The following is a 20,937-nucleotide window of genomic DNA, read 5'->3' as shown; positions in this document are numbered from 1 at the left end:
CGGGGTTCAGCCCCCGGCCCGGGCCTCCGGGATCTCGGCGCCGCCGTGCCGGCGCCGCAGCTCGGCGGTGATCTCGGCCAGCTCGCCCTCCGGCAGCAGCGGCAGCATCATCGCGACGCCCTGGAGCAGGCCGCCGAGCAGGAACGTGGTGTCCGGGGTCGCCGCGACCAGGCCGCGGACCTCGGCCACCTCACCGGCCGCGACCGCCTCGATCAGCCGGGCCGCGTCCACGCTCTCCTCGTCGACCTCCACCGCGCCGGTGTCCCGCGGCGCCCGCCGGGCCATCGCGCGCAGCACCCGGTCACCGACCTCGGGCGCGTAGGCCTTGCGGACGGCCTCGGCGGCGATCCAGGCGAGCAGGGTGGTCACCTCGCGCTCGGCCTGCTCCTCGAACAGCCGGTCCAGCGCGTGGTCGAACGCGAGCTGGTTCCCGTGCCGGAACGCGAGCAGCAGCACCGCTGCCCTCGCCTTGGCCTCCTCGACCACCTCGGCAGGCAGTTCGTCGACCAACTCCTCGGTCACCACCACGCCACACCCTCCCGTCGCTCCTCGGCTCTGCGGAACTCGAAGCACACCGTACACATCCCACCTGCCAACTTCCGCGAACGCGCGCGGGCAAGAGCGGAATGAATTCGGGCGGAAAGGGACCTCACCCGGTCCAGGATGAATATTCGCCGGAAGGGAGCAAGGGGATTGGGCTATTGGGACGCACGATTACCCGACGTCCGGAAAAACGGAGGAGCCGCACCCCGCGTCGGCGGGGCACGGCTCCTCGGGATCCGCGTCCGGATCAGCCCTGCGGCAGCGCCGCGAGCTGGGCGGTGATCCGGGCGATGTCGGCCCCGGCGGCCTCCTGCCGGACCCGGATCTTGGCGACGACGTCGTCCGGCGCCTTGGCGAGGAACGCCTCGTTGCCGAGCTTGGCGCCCGTCTGGGCCTTCTCCTTCTCGGCGGCCGCGAGGTCCTTGGCGAGGCGCTTGCGCTCCGCCGCGACGTCGATGGTGCCGGACAGGTCGAGCGCCACGGTGGCGCCGGCGACCGGGAGCGAGGCGGTGGCCGCGAAGCCCTCCTCCGGGACGGTCAGCCGCAGCAGCGCCCGGATCGCGTCCTCGTGGACGGCGAGCACGGTGCCCTCCAGGTCCAGCCGGGCCGGGACCCGCTGCGCCGGCTGGAGGCCCTGGTCCGAACGGAAGCGACGGACCTCGGTGACCACCTGCTGGAGCGTGGCGACCTCGGCCTCGGCCCCGGCGTCACGGAAACCGGCGTCCTTCGGCCACTCGGTGACGACCAGCGACTCGGCCCCGGTGAGCGTCGTCCAGAGCGCCTCGGTGACGAACGGGACGATCGGGTGGAGCAGCCGCAGCGTGACGTCCAGGACCTCGCCGAGCACCCGGCGCGAGGCGTCGGCCTGCGCGCCGCCCTTGGCCAGGGTGGTCTTCGAGAGCTCGACGTACCAGTCGAAGACCTCGTCCCAGGCGAAGTGGTAGAGCGCGTCCGAGGCCTTCGCGAACTCGTAGTCGTCGTAGAGCGCGTCGACCTCGGCCACGGTCGCGTTGAGCCGCGAGAGGATCCAGCGGTCGACCGAGGTCAGCTCCTCCGGCGCGGGCAGCGGGCCCTCGACGGTGGCGCCGTTCATCAGCGCGAAGCGGGTCGCGTTCCAGATCTTGTTGCAGAAGTTCCGCGAGCCCTTGACCCAGTCCTCGCCGATCGGCACGTCGGCGCCCGGGTTGGCGCCGCGCGCGAGGGTGAAGCGGACGGCATCGGCGCCGTAGGCGTCCATCCAGTCCAGCGGGTCGACGGCGGTGCCGGAGGACTTCGACATCTTCTTGCCGAACTCGTCACGGACCAGGCCGGTCAGGGCGACCGTCTTGAACGGCGCCTGGCCGTCCATCGCGTACAGGCCGAACATCATCATCCGGGCGACCCAGAAGAAGATGATGTCGTGGCCGGTGACCAGGACGTCGGTGGAGTAGAACTTCTCCAGGTCCGGGGTCTGCTCCGGCCAGCCGAGCGTCGAGAACGGCCAGAGACCGGAGGAGAACCAGGTGTCCAGGACGTCCGGGTCCTGGTGCCAGCCCTCGCCGGTCGGCGGCTCCTCGTCCGGTCCGACGCAGACGACCTCGCCGTCCGGGCCGTACCAGACCGGGATCCGGTGGCCCCACCAGAGCTGGCGCGAGATGCACCAGTCGTACATGTTGTCGACCCAGTCGAAGTAGCGGCGCTCCAGCTCCTTCGGGTGGATCTCCACCTTGCCGTCACGGACCGCGTCGCCGGCGGCCTGGGCCAGCGGGGCGACCTTGACCCACCACTGCAGCGACAGCCGCGGCTCGACCACGGTGTGGCAGCGCGAGCAGTGGCCGACGGCGTGCATGTACGGGCGCTTCTCGGCGACGATCCGGCCCTGCTCGCGCAGCGCGCCGACGACGGCCGAGCGGGCCTCCAGACGGTCCAGACCGAGGAAGGGGCCGTGCACGGTGATCGCGCCGCGCTCGTCCATGATGCTCAGGTTCGGCAGGTCGTGGCGCTGGCCGATGGCGAAGTCGTTCGGGTCGTGCGCCGGGGTCACCTTGACCGCACCGGTGCCGAACTCCGGGTCGACGTGCTCGTCGGCGACGACCGGGATCTCCCGGTCGGTGAGCGGCAGCTTGATGGTGCGGCCCACCAGGTGCCTGTACCGCTCGTCCTCCGGGTGGACCGCGACGGCGGTGTCACCCAGCATCGTCTCGGCCCGCGTGGTGGCGACGACGATCGAGTCCGCGCCGTCCCCGTAGCGGATCGAGACCAGCTCGCCGGGGACCTCCTCGTGCTCGACCTCGATGTCGGAGAGCGCGGTGAGACAGCGCGGGCACCAGTTGATGATGCGCTCGGCGCGGTAGATCAGGCCGTCGTCGAACAGCCGCTTGAAGATGGTCTGGACGGCCTGCGACAGACCCTCGTCCATGGTGAACCGCTCGCGCGACCAGTCCACGCCGTCACCGAGACGGCGCATCTGGCCGAGGATCCGGCCGCCGTAGTTCTCCTTCCACTCCCAGACCTTCTCGACGAAGGCCTCGCGGCCCAGGTCGTGCCGGGAGAGGCCGGACTCGGCGAGCTGCTGCTCCACCTTGTTCTGGGTGGCGATGCCGGCGTGGTCCATGCCGGGCAGCCAGAGGACCTCGAAACCCTGCATGCGCTTGCGCCGGGTCAGCGTGTCCATCAGCGTGTGCTGGAACGCGTGGCCCAGGTGCAGCGCACCGGTGACGTTCGGCGGGGGGATGACGATCGTGTACGGGGGCTTGTCGCTCTTGGCGTCGGCGGTGAAGTAACCGCGCTCTACCCAGCGCTCGTACAGCTCGCCCTCTACGTCCGCCGGAGCGTAGGTCGTCGGGAGGGTGGCTGCTTCGTCCCCGGCGGGCGTACTCGCGGGGCGCTGGTTCGTGGTGTCGGTCACGACGGACAGTTTACGTAGTCCGGGAACCGGGTTACGAACCGCTTTCCCCCGGGGGCGCCGGGACGGGCCCCCGGAGCGGCCCGGACCGCACGGCGGGGGCCCCGGAACCGTGAACGGTTCCGGGGCCCCCGGCCGACGACGTGCGGCAGGTCAGGCGCTCTTGTCGCGCCGCTCCCGCTTGATCATGTCGCGCGGCACCAGGGTGGGGATGGCGTGCTTGGAGACGACGTCCCCGGTCACCACCACGCGGGCGACGTCCTGACGCGAGGGGACCTCGTACATCACGGACATCAGCACCTCCTCCATGATGGCCCGCAGACCGCGCGCGCCGGTGCCGCGCAGGATCGCCTGGTCGGCGATCGCCTCCAGCGCGTCCCGGGAGAACTCCAGCTCCACGCCGTCCAGTTCGAAGAGCTTGCGGTACTGCTTGACCAGCGCGTTCTTCGGCTCGGTGAGGATCTGCAGGAGCGCCTCGCGGTCCAGGTTGTGCACGCTGGTGATCACCGGGAGGCGGCCGATGAACTCGGGGATCATGCCGAACTTGACCAGGTCCTCCGGCATCACCTGACGGAAGTGGTCGCTCGAGTCCACCTCGCGCTTGGAGCGGATGGTGGCGCCGAAGCCGATGCCCTTGGCACCCGCCCGGCCCTCGATGATCCGCTCCAGGCCGGCGAACGCGCCACCCACGATGAACAGCACGTTGGTGGTGTCGATCTGGATGAACTCCTGGTGCGGGTGCTTGCGGCCCCCCTGCGGCGGCACCGAGGCGGTGGTGCCCTCCAGGATCTTCAGCAGCGCCTGCTGCACGCCCTCGCCGGAGACGTCACGGGTGATCGACGGGTTCTCGCTCTTTCGGGCGACCTTGTCGATCTCGTCGATGTAGATGATCCCGGTCTCGGCCTTCTTGACGTCGTAGTCCGCCGCCTGGATCAGCTTCAGCAGGATGTTCTCGACGTCCTCGCCGACGTACCCGGCCTCGGTCAGCGCGGTGGCGTCGGCGATCGCGAACGGCACGTTCAGCATCCGGGCCAGGGTCTGCGCCAGCAGCGTCTTGCCGGAGCCGGTCGGCCCGAGCAGCAGGATGTTGGACTTGGCCAGCTCGATGGCGTCCTCGCGGCCGTTGCCGCCGCTGCGGCCGGCCTCACCCGCCTGGACCCGCTTGTAGTGGTTGTAGACGGCCACCGACAGCGCCTTCTTGGCGAGATCCTGGCCGACCACGTACTGGTCCAGGAACTCGTAGATCTCGCGTGGCTTCGGCAGTTCCTCGAAGCGCACCTCGGAGGTCTCGGCGAGCTCCTCCTCGATGATCTCGTTGCACAAGTCGATGCACTCGTCGCAGATGTACACGCCTGGGCCGGCGATCAGCTTCTTCACCTGCTTCTGCGACTTGCCGCAGAACGAGCACTTGAGCAGGTCGCCACCGTCTCCGATGCGTGCCACGAGGTGCTTCCCCTTCGCCAGGGGCCCCGCGGGGGTTCCGGGGCCTGGTGCTGTGGACCGTCGACGCCGACGGCGAATCGGTCTCGCTATCCGACGGTACTCTGCCGAGCCGCTGATTCCGTCCTCTTCGCCGGGTCTGCCCTACGCCCTGGGCGAATTGATACCGAACAGATGCCGTTGCGGGAGCCGCCGGTGTGCCGGGGCGGGGCGCGCGGACCTGCCGCACGCCCCGCCCAGGAGCTCCGTCCTCGCGGTCCCGCCCGCCCGGTGCCGGGTGAGCGGGACCCTTGCCGGCCTCAGGAGGTCAGCGAGGCCTTGCGGGTGGAGATGACCAGGTCGATCAGACCGTACTCGACGGCCTCCTCGGCGGTCAGGATCTTGTCGCGCTCGATGTCGTCGCGGACCTGCTCCACCGACTTGTTGGAGTGCTTCGACAGCATCTCCTCCAGCTGCTCGCGCATCCGGAAGATCTCCCGGGCCTGGATCTCCAGGTCGGACACCTGGCCGCGGCCGGTCTCCGTGTACGGCTGGTGGATCAGGATGCGGGCGTTCGGCAGCGCCATCCGCTTGCCGGGGGTGCCGGCCGCCAGCAGCACGGCCGCCGCCGAGGCCGCCTGGCCCATGCAGACGGTGGTGATGTCCGGCTTGACGTACTGCATGGTGTCGTAGATGGCCGTCAGGGCCGTGAACGAGCCGCCGGGCGAGTTGATGTACATCTGGATCTCGCGGTCCGGGTCCATCGACTCCAGGCAGAGCAGCTGCGCCATGATGTCGTTGGCCGACACGTCGTCCACCTGCGAGCCGAGGAAGATGATGCGCTCCTCGAACAGCTTGGCGTACGGGTCGTACTCGCGGATGCCCTGCGAGGTGCGCTCGACGAACCGCGGGACGATGTAGCGACCCTCGGCTCGCATGTCCTCGACGCGCGCCTTGGCACTGGAGAGGCTGGGGATGTTCATGGGGGTTCTTGTCCTCCGGAGCGTTGTGGCTGTGGTCTCGTGGGCCAGGCTCAGGCGCCCGTGCCGCCGCCGCCGGGGACGTCCGCGGCGCTGTGCATGATCGCGTCGATCAGCCCGTACTCCAGGGCCTCCTCCGGGGTGAACCAGCGGTCACGGTCGGAGTCCGAGGTGATCTGCTCGAAGGACTGGCCGCTGTGGAAGGCGATCAGCTCGGACATCCGCTTCTTGGTGCGGAGCAGCTGCTCGGCCTGGATGCGGATGTCGGTGGCCGAACCGCCGAGGCCGGCGGAGGGCTGGTGCATCAGGATGTTGGCGTTGGGCAGCGAGAAGCGCTTGCCCTTGGCACCCGCGGTCAGCAGGAACTGGCCCATCGAGGCGGCCATGCCCATCGCGATGGTGACGACGTCGTTCTTGATGTACTGCATGGTGTCGTAGATCGCCATGCCGGCCGAGATCGAGCCGCCCGGGGAGTTGATGTAGAGGAAGATGTCCTTGTCCGGGTCCGCGGCCAGCAGCAGGAGCTGGGCGGTGATCTTGTTGGCGATGTCGTCGTCGACCTGCTGGCCGAGGAAGATGATCCGCTCGTTGAGCAGCCGGTTGTAGACCTGGTCGCCGAGGCCGCCCAGCACGTCACCAGAGGCGGCGTGCGGCGCCATCGGGCCGGGCATCTGCATCTGCGGGTACGTCACTTAGCCACCTGCTCAGTCGATTTGGACGGTCGCTCCGCGACCGTCACGGTGTCGCACAGCTTCCGGGTATCACGTCGTGATTGTTGCTGTCCATGGACCCTAACGCGCAGGCCGGGCCACTGAATCCCTCACGCAGAACTGTTCGCTGTGAGCGCAGGGTTCACGCCCGACGGGCCCGGCGGCACCGGGAACGCGGCACGGAACGCCGCGGGCGCGGCCGGGAACACAGCGGGCCCGGACGCCGTACGGCGTCCGGGCCCGCTGTCGCGCCTCAGGGCGACCGGGGAGGTCAGGCCTCGGTCTTCTCCTCGGCCTCGGCCTCGGCGGCCGGGGCCTCGACGGTCTGAGCCGACTCGTCGGTCTCGTCGTCGTCGAAGTTGATCTCGTTGCCCTCGGTGTCGACGACCTTGGCGGCCTCGACCACCGTGGCCAGCGCCTTGCCGCGGGCGACCTCGCCGACCAGCAGCGGCACCTGGCCACCCTGGACGACCTGCTGCGCGAACTGGTCCGGGGTCAGGCCCGAACCGGCGGCACGGCGGATGAGGTGCTCGGTCAGCTCCTCCTGGGAGACGTTGAGCTCCTCGTCGGCGACGATCTGGTCCAGGACGAACTGGGTCTTGATGCCCTTCTTCGCCTGCTCCTCCAGCTCACCGAGGTACTCCTCCTCCGACTTGCCCTGGGTCTCCAGGTAGGTCTTGAGGTCGAGGCCCATCGGCTCCAGCTGGTGGTGCTCCAGGTTGTGCTTGCGGGTCTCGATCTCGTCCTTGAGGAGCTTCTCCGGGAACTCGATCTCGACCAGGCCGAGCAGCGCGTCCAGCACCTTCTCCTGGGCCTGGGTGGCCTGGTCGTACTCCTTCATGCGCTCCAGGCGCTTGCGGGAGTCGCCACGCAGGTCCTCCAGGGTGTCGAACTCGCTGGCCAGCTGGGCGAACTCGTCGTCCAGCTCCGGCAGCTCCTTCTCCTGGACGGCGGTGACGGTGACGGTGACCTCGGAGGTCTTGCCCGCCTGGGTGCCACCCTTGAGCTCGGTGGAGAAGGTGGCGGTGCCACCGGCCTCCAGGCCGATGACGGCCTCGTCGATGCCGTCGATCAGACGGCCCGAGCCGATCTCGTAGCTCACGCCGGCGGCGGTGCCGTCATCGGGCACCTCGCCGTCGACCTTGGCCTCCAGGTCGACGACCACGGTGTCGCCGTCGGCCGCGGCGCGCTCGACGTCCTTGACCGAGGAGAAGCGCTCGCGCAGCTGCTCCAGGGACTTGTCGATGTCCTCGTCGGTGACCGCGATCGGGTCGACGGTGACCTCGATGGTCGAGAAGTCCGGAAGGGTGATCTCCGGGCGGATGTCCACCTCTGCGGTGAACTTCAGGTCACCGCCGTCGGCGATCTTCTCGACACCCTCGATGTTGGTGATGTCGGGCTGGCCGAGGACCTCGATCTTGCCCTCGTCGACGGCCTGCGTGTAGAAGCGCGGCAGGGCGTCGTTGACGGCCTCTTCCAGCACGGCACCACGGCCGAAGCGCTGGTCGATGACACGGTTCGGGATCTTGCCCTTGCGGAAGCCCGGGACCGAGACCTGCTGGTTGATCTTCTTGTACGCCGCGTCGAGGCTGGGCTTGAGCTCCTCGAAGGGCACCTCGACGGTGAGTCGAACCCGGGTCGGGTTCAGAGTCTCGACGGCGCTCTTCACGGTTGGGTCTCCTATGGGCTTGCGGTCAGGTTGTCTCCGCCCTCCCCGGCCACCGGCCTGGGGCCGGTAAGCGGACGGATCGGGCGAGACGGGCGATGGGCGGTTGGAGCTGCATCTCCCGTGGGGGGTGGACGGTGAGCGTGACTCCTCGCCCTCATGCGGTTGACCTGGGTGGACGCCGCAGGGACTACCGCCAGCGCCCCATCCTACCGGTACCACGAAAGGCGGACGCCAGGGCGACGCCGCCAGGGGCCGCTCAGGCCCTGCCGACGGGCTCCGGGGCGGGTTCCCGGGCGGGACCCGCACCCTCCCGGCCGGGGGCCGGACGCATGGTCGCCGCAGCGTCGGAGTCCCGCACCAGCAAGGCGATCAGGGCTGCCAGCAGGGCCAGCCCGGCGGCGGTGAGGAAGGCCGCGCGGTAGGCGACGAGGTTCGCCACGGGCGTACCCGAGGCGTTCACGGCGAACGGTCCGACGGCGGTGAGGACGGTGCCGAGGACGGCGACACCGAGCGCCGATCCCAGCTGCCGCTGGGCGTTGTAGAGGGTGGAGGCGGCGCCGGTGTCGGCCGGGGCGACGGTGGAGAACGCGGCGGTCTGCGAGGGCATGAAGACGTGCGCCATCGCGAAACCGGTGACGAAGAGCAGCACGCGGACGGCCCAGAGGTTGCTCTCCGGCCCGATCGCGGCCATCAGGGCGAGGCAGCCGGACACCACGGCGGCGCCCGCGACGAGGAGCCGGCGCGGGCCGAACCGCGGGTAGAGCCGGCCCGCCACCTGGGAGGCGAGCATCACACCGAGCGCTTCCGGGAACACCATCAGACCGCTGTGCAGGGCGTCCATGCCGAGCGCGTCCTGCATGAGCAGCGGGAAGAGGTAGAGCATGCCGAGGAAGGCCGCGCCGGAGAAGAGCGAGAGCAGGTTGGTGGTGCGGAAGATCCGGTCCCGGAAGAGCCGCAGGTCGAGCATCGGCTCGGGGCGGCGCAGCTCGACCACGACCAGGGCGACGAGCGCGAACAGCCCGCCGAGCGCCGAGACGAGGATCCGTGCGCTCCCCCAGCCCTCCGACGCGCCCTCGGAGAGCGCGTACATCGTGGCGCCGAAGCCGACGGCGGAGAGCAGGAAACCGGCCGCGTCGAACCGGCCGACCCGCTCGGCGCGGTAGTCGGGCAGGAAGAGCACGCCGAAGACGAGGGCGGCGAGGCCGACCGGCACGTTGACGATGAAGACCCAGTGCCAGGACCAGCCGTCCACCAGCCAGCCGCCGAGCACCGGCCCGGCGGCGGGGGCGACGGCGGTCGGCAGCATCAGCACCCGGGTGGCGCGCATCCGCTCCTCCTGGGGGAAGGCCCGGAAGAGCATGGTCATCCCGACCGGGGTGAGCAGGCCGCCGGCCGCACCCTGGAGGACCCGGTACAGGGTGAGCGAGGTCATCGAGCCGGCCGCACCGCAGAGCAGCGAGGCGACGGTGAACAGGGCCAGCGAGAGGAGGAAGACCCGGCGGGTGCCGTACCGGTCGCCGAGCCAGCCGGAGAGCGGGACGAAGACGGCCAGGCTGACCAGGTAGCCGACGTTGATCACGCCGACTCCGGCCGGATCGGTGCCGAACTCGCGGCCGATCGCGGGCAGGGCCACGTTGACGATCGTGGTGTCCATGATCGACATGAACAGCGCGGCGACGAAGACGACGCCGACCGCGATCTTGGGGTTCATCCGCGCCGGGTTCGTCCGTGTCGGGCTGCGCATCGAGGGCTCCTGGATAAATGAAAAATCAACCACCCACGATGCCGGACGGGACCCGGAAACGACAACAGGGCCTCGTCGACGACGAGACCCTGCGCACTGTCGGGGTGACCGGATTCGAACCGACGGCCTTCCGCTCCCAAAGCGGACGCGCTACCAAACTGCGCCACACCCCGTGGTGCCGAGAGGAAGCGTACACGCCGTGCCCTGCCGGTTCGGCGAGATATTCCGAGCCCCCGAAACGAATGTGGTGTGCACGCAGCCGACCGAACCAGGTACGCTGTTCCCGACCTTCCGTCCGGCAACGGCCGGGGGATCGCGCGGGCGTAGCTCAATGGTAGAGCCCTAGTCTTCCAAACTAGTCACGCGAGTTCGATTCTCGTCGCCCGCTCAGAAGTCCGGCCCCGGAGTGATGCCCCGCATCGCTCCGGGGCCGTTCGCGTACCCCGGCGGGCCCCGCGCGCGGGCCCTCCCCCCTCCCGACCGCGGGTCAGAGGCCCAGCCGGGCCGCCCGGGCGGCGGCCCGGTCGAGCAGCCGGTGGACGTCGGACTGCCGGGTGGCGGGCCGGTCGTTGTACTCGTCCGGGGAGTTCACCGGACGACCGGTGGCGTGCAGGACCTCCATCAACTGGACCCGGGCGGTGCGGACCGTCGCCGGGGTGCCGAAGCCGTGGGCCAGGACGGCGGCCTGCGCACCGAGCAGGCAGACCCGGCCGTCCGCGTCCCACATCGCGCCCTGGAGCCAGCCGTGGGCGGCGATGTACCGGGAGGCGAGGCCGAGGTGCTCGGCGGCGGTCACCGGCGCGGGGCGGGGCGGGCGGCGGAGCGCCCGGTCCAGCAGGGTGGCCCGGGGCACCCGGTGCCCCGCGTACCAGGGGCGGAGCGCGGAGCCGAGCGGGCAGACGTACGGGACCGGCGTGCGCGCGGGGGCGGGCAGCGTGGCCAGGTACGCCTCGATCTCGGCGACCAGGCCGGAGCCGCCCGGGGTCGGCCGGTCCGGGGCGAACAGGACAGGAGGCGGCGTCAGTTCGGTGCGGGGCATGCGGGTTCTCCCGGCGGGGCCGATGGTTTCCGCTACCCAAAATGGTGCATAGGGGGCATTTCTGCGACCGGAGCGCGCCTCGTGGGGGCTCGGCCCCGGGCCGGCGGCGGCCGCGGTGCGGTTTCCCGGGGAGCCTCCGGGCCGATAGCCTCGGCGGCGTTCGAAAGCAGTTCGACGGAGGTTCGCGACGTTCGGAGCCCGAGAGTGGAGGAGTCCCCGTGCGCCCTCAGGACCGACTGGCCGTCATACAGCGATCCGTGGTCCGGGAGATGGGGCGCCTCGGGCAGCAGTTCACCGTCGACGGCGAGGTGGTGCGCGGCCCGGGGACGACCGCGGTCGCCGTCCGCGAGCACCCGGGCGGCGAGGGCGCCGGCCATGTCGACCTCGGCTACGTGCTGGAACTCGGCCGGGCCGACGCGCCGGTGGTCTGGGACTGCACGGCCGGTCTCGGCAAGACCGAGGAGGAGAAGCTCGACAGCGCGGTGCGGATGTGGGCGACCACGACCGCCTCGGCCATGGTCGAGCTGCGGGAGGGCGGCGGCAGGCACGGCGACCACGCCGACCATCCCGAGCTGCCCGGCTGGCACGCCGTCCAGGGACCGGCGGCGGTGTTCGGGTTCGGCAACGAGCGGCTGGCCGGCTGGCTGGCCGAGCACCGGGTCCTGCCGGCGCTGGCGCCCGCCCTGCTGCCCGCGCTGGGCGGACCGGACGGGCGGGGCGGACGGAGGCCGCACGGGGTCAAGCTGTTCCTGGGCGGCAAGGCGGGGGACGACGTCGCCGAGGTCCGGGTCGACGGAGAGGTCTCCGAGGCGGCATCGGCGGCGCTGCGCGCGCTGGACTGGCCACGCGGCGAACGGCTGTGCTGGGCGCGACTGTTCGCGGTGCTGACGGCCCAGGGCACGGCGGTGCCGACGGCCGCGCCGGCCGGTGCCGGCGAGGTCGCGGCGGCCCGGCCGGCGGCCGTGGCGGCGGCGCGCCCGCAGGGCCTGTTCGCCCGATGGCGGCAGGCGAGACGCGCCGGCCGCTGACGGACGGCCGCTCCTCGGCCCACCGGCTCGCGTCCGGACCCGGACGCGGCCAGGGGCATGCGTCGGACCGGCCGCGTCGGATCGGCCTGCGTCGGCCGACCCGGGTCAGCTGGCGATGTTGGAGATGGACTTGGCGACCTGCGCCAGGAAGTCCTGGATCGGCTTGGCGGCCGTGCTCTGGTTGAGCATGAACCCGAACAGCGCGGCCAGGATGAAGTGCCCAGTCTTCAGCTGCTTGTTGCGGATGAAGATGAAGCAGACGATGCCGAACAGGACCAGAGCGGAGACGGAGAGTGCCACCCGGACTCACTTCCTCGATTCGTATCGGGGTGCCACCGGCTGACAGCCCCTGCGAAGCCGGACCCCGGCCTGTCCGACGGTCCCGAGGCGGAACGGCAGATCGCCCGGCACGTCGAGGCCGGAGGAGGAGCCCGGTACGGCCGCACGGTGCCCGTCGTGCCGCATGTGACGCCCCCCATCCCCCGAATCCTGAACAGTCCCGCCCGGACTCAGTGTGGTCGACCGTGCCGATTGCGTAAAGGTCTGACTGTCAGCCGAACGCCGATATCCTGCGATGCGAGACGAGTTTCCGCCGACCGAGACGATAGTCGAGACGTTCTGACGAATCATCGGCGGGGCACCGCTGAGCGGCCGGGAAACGTCCGGGGGGCCGGACCGGAACCCGCTGGTCCGCTCTGCCGCCGGGGCACCGGAATTGGCCGAAGATCAGCTCCCAGGCTTGACAGCAGCTGCCGTTGGCATGTGCCTCCGCGCGACGGTGCCCGCGACCTCGCCCGGGGCCGGGCGACGGGCCGTCAGTCGCGCCAGAGCAGCAGCACCGCACGGTCGTCGTTGATGTCCCGGGCGACCGTCTCGATCAGCCGGGCGGCCGCTCCGCCGCCCGTGCCCGGACCGCTGCCCGGCACCAGCCGGTCCGCCTCGCCCATCAGCCGGTCCATGCCCTCGGAGAGGTCCCGGCCGGGCGCCTCGACCATGCCGTCGGTGCAGAGCATCAGGACGTCGCCGCGGTTCAGCCGCCCGCGCACGCCCTCGAACTTCGCGCCGTCGTAGATGCCGAGCGCCGGGCCGTCCGCGGCCTCCTTGAGGTCCCAGCGGCCGGCGCCGGCCAGCCGCTGCATCCCCGGCAGGTGTCCGGCCGAGAGCAGCTCGTACTCCCCGGTGTCCAGGTCCAGCACCAGGTGGACGGCGGTGGCGAAGCCCTCCTCCCAGGACTGCCGGAGCAGGTAGCCGTTGGCGGCGGGCAGGAAGTCGTGCGCGGGCAGGGAGCCGAGCAGCCCGCCGAAGGCGCCGGAGAGCAGCAGCGCCCGGGAGCCGGCGTCCATGCCCTTGCCGGAGACGTCCGCGAGGACGACCTCCAGCACCCGCCGGCCCGGGCCGGTCCGGTCGGCGACCACGAAGTCGCCCGAGAAGGACTGCCCGCCGGCCGGGCGCAGCGCCATGTCGGCGTGCCAGCCGTCCGGCAGCCGGGGCACCCGGCTCTGCACCCGAAGCCGCTCGCGCAGGTCGAAGAGCATGGTCGAGCCGCCCCACCAGGGCACGCCGACCCGGCTGCGGAACTGGGCCAGCAGCAGACCGCCGACCCCGGCCGCGCCGACCACCAGGGCGGCGCCGGGGGTGACCCCGTAGGTGTAGGCCTCGGGGTTGTCACTGGCCACCCGCTGCCCGGTGTGGATCACCGACTCGGCGGAGAGGCCCAGGGCGGCCAGCGCGTAGAGCACCACCAGGGAGCCGGGGCGCAGCAGCAGGGCGGCGGCCAGGATCGGCAGCACCAGGGCGGTGGGCGGGGCCCAGGCGGGCCACCAGATGTTGAGCAGGATCAGCAGCGGCACCAGCAGGGCGAGCGCGCAGAGCACCGGCCAGTCGGCGGCGCCGCCGCGGAAGTAGTCGACCCCGGCGGTGCGCAGCCTTCGGCGGACCCGGCGGAGCCTCTTGCGCAACCGGGCCGTCACGGGGTCGGACGCCGTGGCGGCGCCGGGCCTCGTCGCAGTCGTCTGGGGCGGTGAGCCCGGCGGTCTGCCAGCCATGGGGACCGACCATATCCAGCGGTCGCGGTCGGCGTCGACGGCCAGGACACGGGCGGCTTCGCCGTGCCGCGGGCCCGTCAGCGGGTTTCGGCCGATTGCGGCGGGCGGCGACCGGTGCGTCAGGAGGCGTGCGCCGGTTGGGCGTACGAACCGCCCGCGCGGCGCACGCGCCCCGCGTGCGGGCACTGTGGCGCGCTGTGCACCGGGGCGGGTGCTGTGGCCGATCACACAGGGGCTCGCGGGTCCCGAACGTACGGCGACCGGCCGCGCCTGCGGGGCGCGGCCGGTCGCCGGGAGGGTTGCGGGGGGACGGGCGGGAGGGGTCAGCCCTCCTGCTGCGGGTGGTGGGCCGGGATCGGCGGGAGCTCCCCGGTGATCTCGTAGACGCTCAGCATGTCGATCCGGCGGGTGTGCCGCTCGTCGCCGCTGTACGGGGTGCCGAGGAAGACCTCGACGAACCGGGTGGCCTCCTCCTGGGTGTGCATACGGCCACCGATGGAGATCACGTTGGCGTTGTTGTGCTCGCGGCCGAGAGCGGCGGTCTGCTCGCTCCAGGCCAGCGCCGCACGGACGCCCTTGACCTTGTTGGCGGCGATCGCCTCACCGTTGCCCGAGCCGCCGATCACGATGCCCAGCGCCTCCTTGTCGGAGGCCGTGCGCTCGGCGGCGCGCAGGCAGAACGGCGGGTAGTCGTCAAGGGCGTCGTAGATGTGCGGCCCGCAGTCGACCGGCTCGTGGCCGGCCTCCTTCAGCCACTCCACGAGGTGGTTCTTGAGTTCGTATCCGGCATGGTCGGAGCCCAGGTACACGCGCATGCCCATGAGTGTGGCATGCGGGTGGACCCGGGCTCCGCAGGGGGCCGGACGAGCCGGACGGAACCGGCAGGTCGGTTCCCGGTGGCGGTCGGTTCCCCGCCGGCGACGCGGTCGCCGACCGGCGTCCCGGTTCCCCTACCGGCGGCCGAGCAGCTTCCAGGCCAGCGGGAGGGCGCCGGCCGCCAGCGCGGCCTTCAGGGCGTCCCCGACCAGGTAGGGGTAGAGGCCGAGCTCGGCGGCGCGGCCCAGCGACACGTCCAGTGCGAAGGCCAGGTACGGGACGCCGACGGCGTAGATCGCGAGGCTGCCGAGGACCATCGCCGCCGCGGTGCGCAGCGGGGAGCGGTCGGCGCCGCGGCGGGCCAGCGCGCCGACGAGGCCCGCGGCCAGCACGAAGCCGATCGGGTAGCCGAGCGAGGGGATCGACCAGCCGGAGGCGGTCTGCGCGAACCACGGCAGGCCCGCCATGCCGGCGAGCAGGTAGAGGGCGAGCGAGGCGATGCCGCGCCGGGCCCCGAGCGCGGTGCCGACCAGCAGGGCGGCGAAGGTCTGGCCGGTGACCGGCACGGGGGAGCCTGCGACGTTCACCGACAGCTGGGCGGCCAGTCCGGTGAGCGCGGCGCCGCCGGCCACCAGGGCCAGGTCGCGCGCCTGGGTGCCGAGCCGGGTGCCCCCGGCGGGCAGCAGATCGGCGAGGACGGCACGGTTCAGGGTGGGGGTACCGGCGGTCGGGGTGCTGGCGGTGGCCATCGGGCTTGTCTCCTCGGTTCGTCCGTTCAGGTGAGTGAACACCTGTGAACCTACGCGTCGATCACGCCGGGCACCGTCAGGGATCCGGACAAAGCCCCGGCCACCCGCCTTGTCGGGTCCGGCCTCCGGGAGCGACGGAACGTGACGGACGGCGAAGGTCTGCGTCACGATCCGGTCCGCATACTGGTCCGGATCGGGGCATCCTTGGCATGGACAGCCTTGTCACCGGATATTGGGCAACTCGCACCGCATGTCGAACAGTCTGGATCCCTTCCCCATGGCCTGTACCTCCGCGCCCCCGGCGCCCGGGACCACGCCCGCTCCCCCGGCCGGCGGCCAGCAGCTCTCCCACGGGCTCAAGCAGCGCCACCTCTCGATGATCGCGCTCGGCGGGGTCATCGGCGCCGGCCTCTTCGTCGGCTCCGGCGCGGGAATCGCGGCGGCCGGTCCGGCGATCATCCTGGCCTTCGTCCTCTCCGGCCTGCTGGTCATGCTGATCATGCGGATGCTCGGCGAGATGTCGGCCGCCCGCCCGGCCTCCGGCTCCTTCTCGGTGCACGCCGAGAAGGAGATCGGCCCCTGGGCCGGGATCACCGCCGGCTGGATGTACTGGGTGATGCTCTGCTGCGGCGTCGCCGCCGAGGCCACCGCCGCCGGGCGCATCGTCAACGGCTGGATCCCCGGTGTCTCCGCCTGGGTCTGGGTCGCCCTGTTCATGGTCTTCTTCTGCGCCAGCAACCTCACCGCGGTGAAGAACTTCGGCGAGTTCGAGTTCTGGTTCGCCGCCGTCAAGGTCGCCGCGATCCTCGCCTTCCTGGTGCTCGGCGGGCTCGGCATCGCCGGTGTGCTCGGCCCCGGCGCCCCCGGCACCGCCAACCTCACCGGCCAGGGCGGCTTCCTGCCCAACGGGATCGACGGCCTGATCGTCGGCCTGCTCGCCTCCGTCTTCGCCTACGGCGGTCTGGAGACCGTCACCATCGCGGCGGCCGAGTCCGAGGACCCCCGGAAGAACGTCGCCAACGCGGTGCGCACCGCGGTCTGGCGGATCGCGATCTTCTACATCGGCTCGATGGCGCTGGTCGTGACCCTGGTCTCGTGGAAGGACCCGTCGGTCGTCGAGAACGGCCCCTACGTCACCGTGCTGCAACACCTGAGCGTGCCCGGCGCCGGGACGATCATGGAGATCGTGGTGCTGATCGCCCTGCTCTCCGCGATGAACGCCAACATCTACGGCTCCTCCCGGATGGCCTACTCGCTGGTCGCCCGCGGTCAGGGCCCGAAGGCGCTGGCCAAGGTCAGCGGCGGAGTGCCGCGCCTGGCCGTGATCGCCTCCTGCCTGTTCGGCTTCGGCGCCGTACTGGCCTCCAAGTTCTGGCCGGACACCGTCTTCACCTGGCTGATGAACACCACCGGCGTCGCCATCCTGGTGGTCTGGCTCTTCATCTGCCTCGTGCAGCTGCGGATGCGCCGCCGGCTGGAGCGCGAGTCGCCCGAGCTGCTCACCGTGAAGATGTGGGGCTTCCCGTACCTGACCTGGGTGGCGATGGCCGCCGTGGTCGGCATCCTCGCCCTGATGACCACCACCGAGGGCAACCGCCAGCAGCTGTACGCGGCCGGCGTGCTGGTCGCGCTGCTCAGCGGGGCGGGCCTGCTCAAGCAGCGCCGGGACGCCGCCCGCGGCTGACCGCGGGGCCGACCCGGCCGCAGGACACGGAGAGGGCCCGGAACCGCCGCGAACGCGGTTCCGGGCCCTCGTCGTACGCGGGTGCGGCCTACTCGAAGGACGGGCTGGCCGTACGGGTCCGCTTGATCTCGTAGAAGCCCGGGGTGCCGGCGACCAGCAGGGTGCCGTCCCAGAGCCGCGCCGCCGCCTCGCCGCGCGGTATCGGGGTGACCACCGGACCGAAGAACGCCACCCGCTCGCCGTCGGCGCCCTCGACCGCGATCACCGGGGTGCCGACGTCCTCGCCGACCAGCGTGATGCCCTCCTTGTGCGAGGCGCGCAGGGCCTCGTCGTACGCGTCGGTGTCCGCCGCGTCCGCCAGCTCGACCGGCAGACCCGCCGCGACCAGCGCCGCCTCGACGGTCTCCCGGTTCTGCGGCAGTCCCTGGTTGTGGAAACGGGTGCCCAGCTCCGTGTAGAGCCGGCCCAGCACCTCGTCGCCGTGCTGCTGCGCGGCGGCGATGCAGACCCGCACCGCGCCCCACGCGTTGTCCAGCAGCTCCCGGTACTTCTCCGGCAGGTCGCGGTGCTCGTTCAGCACGGACAGGCTCATCACGTGCCAGTTCACGTCCACCGGGCGGAGCTGCTGCACCTCGATCAGCCAGCGGGACGTCATCCAGGCCCACGGACAGGCCGGGTCGAACCAGAAGTCGGCGGTCTTGCGCTCAGCGGCAGTCGTCACGGCTGTCGTCCTTCGAGAGAGATCCGGAAGTCGGTGGTGCGGGCCCGCACGGGGCATCCCACCCAGCGCCAACGCCCGCCCGACACCGCTGATTCCGGGCCGCCGACCCGAGTTGTGCAATGGTACCGACGTGAGGGGCGTGAAAGGATGCCCCCGCGACACCACAGCGCCGCACCAACCGCACCGCCGAAGACCGCACCACCGTGCGAGCCGGACAAAGGAGTACCGCCGTGCCGGGCAAGAACCTGAGCCGCGACGAAGCCCAGCAGCGGGCCAGCATCCTGGGCGTGGACGCGTACCGGGTCCGGCTGGACGTGACCTCGGCCACCGACCCCGCGGCCGCGACCTTCCGGTCCACCACCACCGTCGCCTTCCGCTGCACCGAGCCGGGGGCGTCGACCTTCCTCGACCTGCTCGCCGCAGGCGTCCGCGCCGTCACCCTCAACGGCCGCGCCCTCGACCCCGCCACCGCCTTCGACGGCGCCCGGGTGCACCTCGACGGCCTCGCCGCGGAGAACGTCCTCGTCGTCGACGCCGACTGCGCCTACAGCCGCACCGGCGAGGGCCTGCACCGGTTCACCGACCCGGTCGACGGCGAGACCTACCTCTACACCCACTACGAGCCGGCCGACGCCCGCCGGGTCTTCGCGACCTTCGAGCAGCCCGACCTGAAGGCGCCGTTCACCTTCACCGTGACCGCGCCGGCCGCCTGGAACGTCTGGTCCAACGCGCCGCACGAGAACGTCACCGAGGACGGTGCCGCGCGCACCTGGGAGTTCGCGCCGACCCGGCCGATCTCCACCTACCTCACCGCCGTGGTCGCCGGTCCGTACCACGTCGCCCGCGACCACTACAGCCGCACCCTCGCCGACGGCACCGTGCTGGAGATCCCGCTCTCGGCGATGTGCCGCCGCTCGCTCGCCCCCTCCTTCGACGCCGACGAGATCCTCGGCGTCACCAAGCTCGGCCTCGACTTCTTCCACGAGCAGTTCGACTACCCGTACCCCTTCGGCAAGTACGACCAGGCCTTCGTCCCCGAGTACAACATCGGCGCGATGGAGAACCCCGGCTGCGTCACCTTCCGCGAGGAGTTCGTCTTCCGTTCGAGGGTCACCGACGCCGCCTACGAGGGCCGGGCCAACGTGATCCTGCACGAGATGGCCCACATGTGGTTCGGCGACCTGGTCACCATGCGCTGGTGGGACGACCTCTGGCTGAAGGAGTCCTTCGCCGACTTCATGGGCTCGTACGGCCTGGTCGGCGCGCGGACCCGCTACTCGGGTGCGTGGGTCACCTTCGCCAACCAGCGCAAGGCGTGGGCCTACCGACAGGACCAGTTCCCCACCACCCACCCGATCACTGCGGACATCCGCGACCTGGAGGACGCCAAGCTCAACTTCGACGGCATCACCTACGCGAAGGGCGCCTCGGTGCTCAAGCAGCTGGTGGCGTACGCCGGTTCGGAGGCGTTCTTCGAGGGCGCCCGGCGCTACTTCAAGCGGCACGCCTTCGGCAACACCGAACTCGGCGACCTGCTGGACATCCTGGAGGAGACCAGCGGCCGCGACCTCAAGTCCTGGGCCGCCGCCTGGCTGCAGACCGCGGGCGTCAACGCGCTCACCCCCGAGGTCACCGTCGACGCCGAGGGCCGGATCACCGAACTCGCCATCCACCAGGACGGCGAGGTGCTCCGCCCGCACCGCATCGCGGTCGGCCTCTACGACCGGGACGCCGACGGCGCCCTCGTCCGCACCCGGCGGATCGAGCTCGACGTCACCGAGGCCCGCACCGTCGTGGCCGAGGCCACCGGCCTGGCCCGGCCCGCGCTCGTCCTGCTCAACGACGACGACCTCACGTACTGCAAGATCCGCTTCGACGCCGAATCGCTGGAGACGCTGCGCGCCGGCCTCGGCGACATCGAGGACGACCTGGCCCGCGCGCTCGCCTGGTCCGCCGTCTGGAACCTCACCCGCGACGCCCTGATGCCGGCCCGCGACTACATCGCGCTCGTCCTGCGGTTCGCCGGCCAGGAGGCCAACATCGGCGTCCTGCAGTCGCTGCACAGCCAGGCCAAGAGCGCCGTCGACCTGTACGCCGACCCGGCCTGGCGCGGCGAGGGCGGCCGCCTCCTCGCCGACGGCGCGCTCCGCGAACTGCGCGCCGCCGCCCCCGGCAGCGACCACCAGCTGGCCTGGGCCCGGTTCCTGGCCCAGACCGCCAACGGCTCCGAGCACCTGGGCCTGGTCCGCGGCCTGCTGGCCGGCACCGCCCGGATCGACGGGCTGGAGGTCGACCAGGAGCTGCGCTGGGCGCTCTGGCTGGCGCTCGCGGCGGCCGGCCAGGCCTCCGACGAGGAACTCGCCGAGGAGCTCGCCACCGACAACACCGCCAGCGGCCGGCGCCAGCACACCCAGTGCCTGGCCGCCCGGCCGACCCCGGAGGCCAAGGCCGCCGCCTGGTCCGCCGTGATCGACTCGGACGAGCTGCCCAACGCCCTGGTCGAGGCCAACATCGCCGGCTTCGCGCTGCCCGGGCACCGCGACCTGACCTCGCTCTACGCGGCGCCCTACTTCAAGCTGCTGGAGCGGATCTGGGCCGACCGGACCATCGAGATCGCCATGCGGATCGTCGGCGGCTTCTTCCCCCAGGCCCAGGTGAGCGAGGCGACGCTGGCCGAGGCGGACGGCTGGCTCGCCGGCCACCCGGACGCGGCGCCCGCGCTGCGGCGGCTGGTGCTGGAGCGCCGGGACGACCTGGCCCGGGCGCTGCGGGCGCAGGCCTGCGACCGGGTCTGAGGGCCGCTCCCGCACCGGCACCCGAGGGGCCGGACGTGCTGAACGGGCAGGGCGGTGATCTCCATGTAGGAGCGGTCCGGCACGGTGCCGGTGGCCTTCTGGTAGAGGCCG

The 20,937-nt window shown here is 71.6% G+C and carries 16 protein-coding genes and 2 tRNA genes; 4 read left to right on the top strand and 14 right to left on the bottom strand.

Annotation, left to right across the window (positions count from 1 at the left end; translation table 11 throughout):
• Positions 1-6: 6 nt before the first annotated feature.
• The 8 genes from ACFWIC_RS23825 to ACFWIC_RS23790 form a co-directional block, all read right to left on the bottom strand.
• The gene (locus tag ACFWIC_RS23825; protein WP_329885125.1) at positions 7-528 is read right to left on the bottom strand and encodes a hypothetical protein; all 522 of its coding nucleotides are present in this window, start codon (positions 526-528) and stop codon (positions 7-9) included.
• A gap of 262 nt (positions 529-790) precedes the next feature.
• The gene (locus ACFWIC_RS23820; RefSeq protein WP_329951469.1) at positions 791-3,430 is read right to left on the bottom strand and encodes a valine--tRNA ligase; all 2,640 of its coding nucleotides are present in this window, start codon (positions 3,428-3,430) and stop codon (positions 791-793) included.
• Positions 3,431-3,580: 150 nt separating this feature from the next.
• Entirely contained in the window at positions 3,581-4,870 is a 1,290-nt protein-coding gene (clpX, locus tag ACFWIC_RS23815; RefSeq protein ID WP_329885123.1) for an ATP-dependent Clp protease ATP-binding subunit ClpX, read from the bottom strand.
• Between the two features lie 296 nt (positions 4,871-5,166).
• Entirely contained in the window at positions 5,167-5,829 is a 663-nt protein-coding gene (locus ACFWIC_RS23810; RefSeq protein ID WP_329885122.1) for an ATP-dependent Clp protease proteolytic subunit, read from the bottom strand.
• Between the two features lie 50 nt (positions 5,830-5,879).
• Complete coding sequence (locus ACFWIC_RS23805; RefSeq protein WP_380360698.1) at positions 5,880-6,497, bottom strand: ATP-dependent Clp protease proteolytic subunit; 618 nt, start codon at positions 6,495-6,497, stop codon at positions 5,880-5,882.
• 310 nt (positions 6,498-6,807) lie between these two features.
• On the bottom strand, positions 6,808-8,205 hold the full coding sequence (gene tig, locus ACFWIC_RS23800; RefSeq protein ID WP_329885121.1) for a trigger factor: 1,398 nt from the start codon (positions 8,203-8,205) through the stop codon (positions 6,808-6,810).
• A 256-nt stretch (positions 8,206-8,461) separates the two neighbouring features.
• A complete protein-coding gene (locus ACFWIC_RS23795; RefSeq protein ID WP_329951468.1) occupies positions 8,462-9,949 on the bottom strand; it encodes an MDR family MFS transporter in 1,488 nt (495 codons plus the stop codon).
• Positions 9,950-10,048: 99 nt separating this feature from the next.
• Positions 10,049-10,122: transfer RNA gene (locus tag ACFWIC_RS23790), tRNA-Pro, on the bottom strand.
• Between the two features lie 144 nt (positions 10,123-10,266).
• On the opposite strand from ACFWIC_RS23790, the gene ACFWIC_RS23785 reads away from it, so the two are divergent.
• Positions 10,267-10,337, top strand: a tRNA-Gly gene (locus ACFWIC_RS23785).
• Positions 10,338-10,436: 99 nt separating this feature from the next.
• On the opposite strand, the gene ACFWIC_RS23780 is transcribed toward ACFWIC_RS23785, so the two are convergent.
• The gene (locus ACFWIC_RS23780; RefSeq protein ID WP_329951467.1) at positions 10,437-10,988 is read right to left on the bottom strand and encodes a hypothetical protein; all 552 of its coding nucleotides are present in this window, start codon (positions 10,986-10,988) and stop codon (positions 10,437-10,439) included.
• Positions 10,989-11,206: 218 nt separating this feature from the next.
• Here ACFWIC_RS23780 and ACFWIC_RS23775 point away from each other — a divergent pair, with 218 nt between their 5' ends.
• Positions 11,207-12,016, top strand: a complete 810-nt coding sequence (locus tag ACFWIC_RS23775) for a DUF6348 family protein (RefSeq protein WP_380519976.1) — start codon at positions 11,207-11,209, stop codon at positions 12,014-12,016.
• Between the two features lie 105 nt (positions 12,017-12,121).
• Here the strand turns inward: ACFWIC_RS23775 and ACFWIC_RS23770 are convergent, their stop codons facing one another.
• The 4 genes from ACFWIC_RS23770 to ACFWIC_RS23755 all read right to left on the bottom strand — a co-directional run bounded on the left by ACFWIC_RS23770 (position 12,122) and on the right by ACFWIC_RS23755 (position 15,626).
• Positions 12,122-12,316, bottom strand: coding sequence for a hypothetical protein (locus tag ACFWIC_RS23770; protein WP_329885117.1), 195 nt, complete (start codon positions 12,314-12,316; stop codon positions 12,122-12,124).
• Between the two features lie 515 nt (positions 12,317-12,831).
• Positions 12,832-14,061: a PP2C family protein-serine/threonine phosphatase gene (locus ACFWIC_RS23765; protein WP_329885116.1), complete on the bottom strand. Its 1,230-nt coding sequence runs from the start codon at positions 14,059-14,061 to the stop codon at positions 12,832-12,834.
• Between the two features lie 323 nt (positions 14,062-14,384).
• A complete protein-coding gene (locus tag ACFWIC_RS23760; protein WP_329885115.1) occupies positions 14,385-14,876 on the bottom strand; it encodes a ribose-5-phosphate isomerase in 492 nt (163 codons plus the stop codon).
• A gap of 135 nt (positions 14,877-15,011) precedes the next feature.
• Positions 15,012-15,626 carry a biotin transporter BioY gene (locus ACFWIC_RS23755; RefSeq protein WP_380519975.1) on the bottom strand — a complete coding sequence of 205 codons (615 nt, stop codon included), beginning with the start codon at positions 15,624-15,626 and terminating at the stop codon, positions 15,012-15,014.
• Positions 15,627-15,903: 277 nt separating this feature from the next.
• Between ACFWIC_RS23755 and ACFWIC_RS23750 the strand changes: the two genes are divergently transcribed.
• Entirely contained in the window at positions 15,904-17,310 is a 1,407-nt protein-coding gene (locus tag ACFWIC_RS23750) for an amino acid permease (protein WP_380519974.1), read from the top strand.
• 88 nt (positions 17,311-17,398) lie between these two features.
• On the opposite strand, the gene ACFWIC_RS23745 is transcribed toward ACFWIC_RS23750, so the two are convergent.
• Complete coding sequence (locus ACFWIC_RS23745; RefSeq protein ID WP_329883936.1) at positions 17,399-18,031, bottom strand: DsbA family protein; 633 nt, start codon at positions 18,029-18,031, stop codon at positions 17,399-17,401.
• A 230-nt stretch (positions 18,032-18,261) separates the two neighbouring features.
• Here ACFWIC_RS23745 and pepN point away from each other — a divergent pair, with 230 nt between their 5' ends.
• Entirely contained in the window at positions 18,262-20,826 is a 2,565-nt protein-coding gene (pepN, locus tag ACFWIC_RS23740) for an aminopeptidase N (protein ID WP_380364226.1), read from the top strand.
• The last annotated feature ends 111 nt before the right edge of the window (positions 20,827-20,937 follow it).

This window comes from Kitasatospora sp. NPDC127035, assembly GCF_042726075.1.
Classification (GTDB): Bacteria; Actinomycetota; Actinomycetes; order Streptomycetales; family Streptomycetaceae; genus Kitasatospora.
The sequence above is the reverse complement of the archived record's forward strand: the minus strand, read 5'-3'. Positions and strand labels throughout refer to the sequence as shown.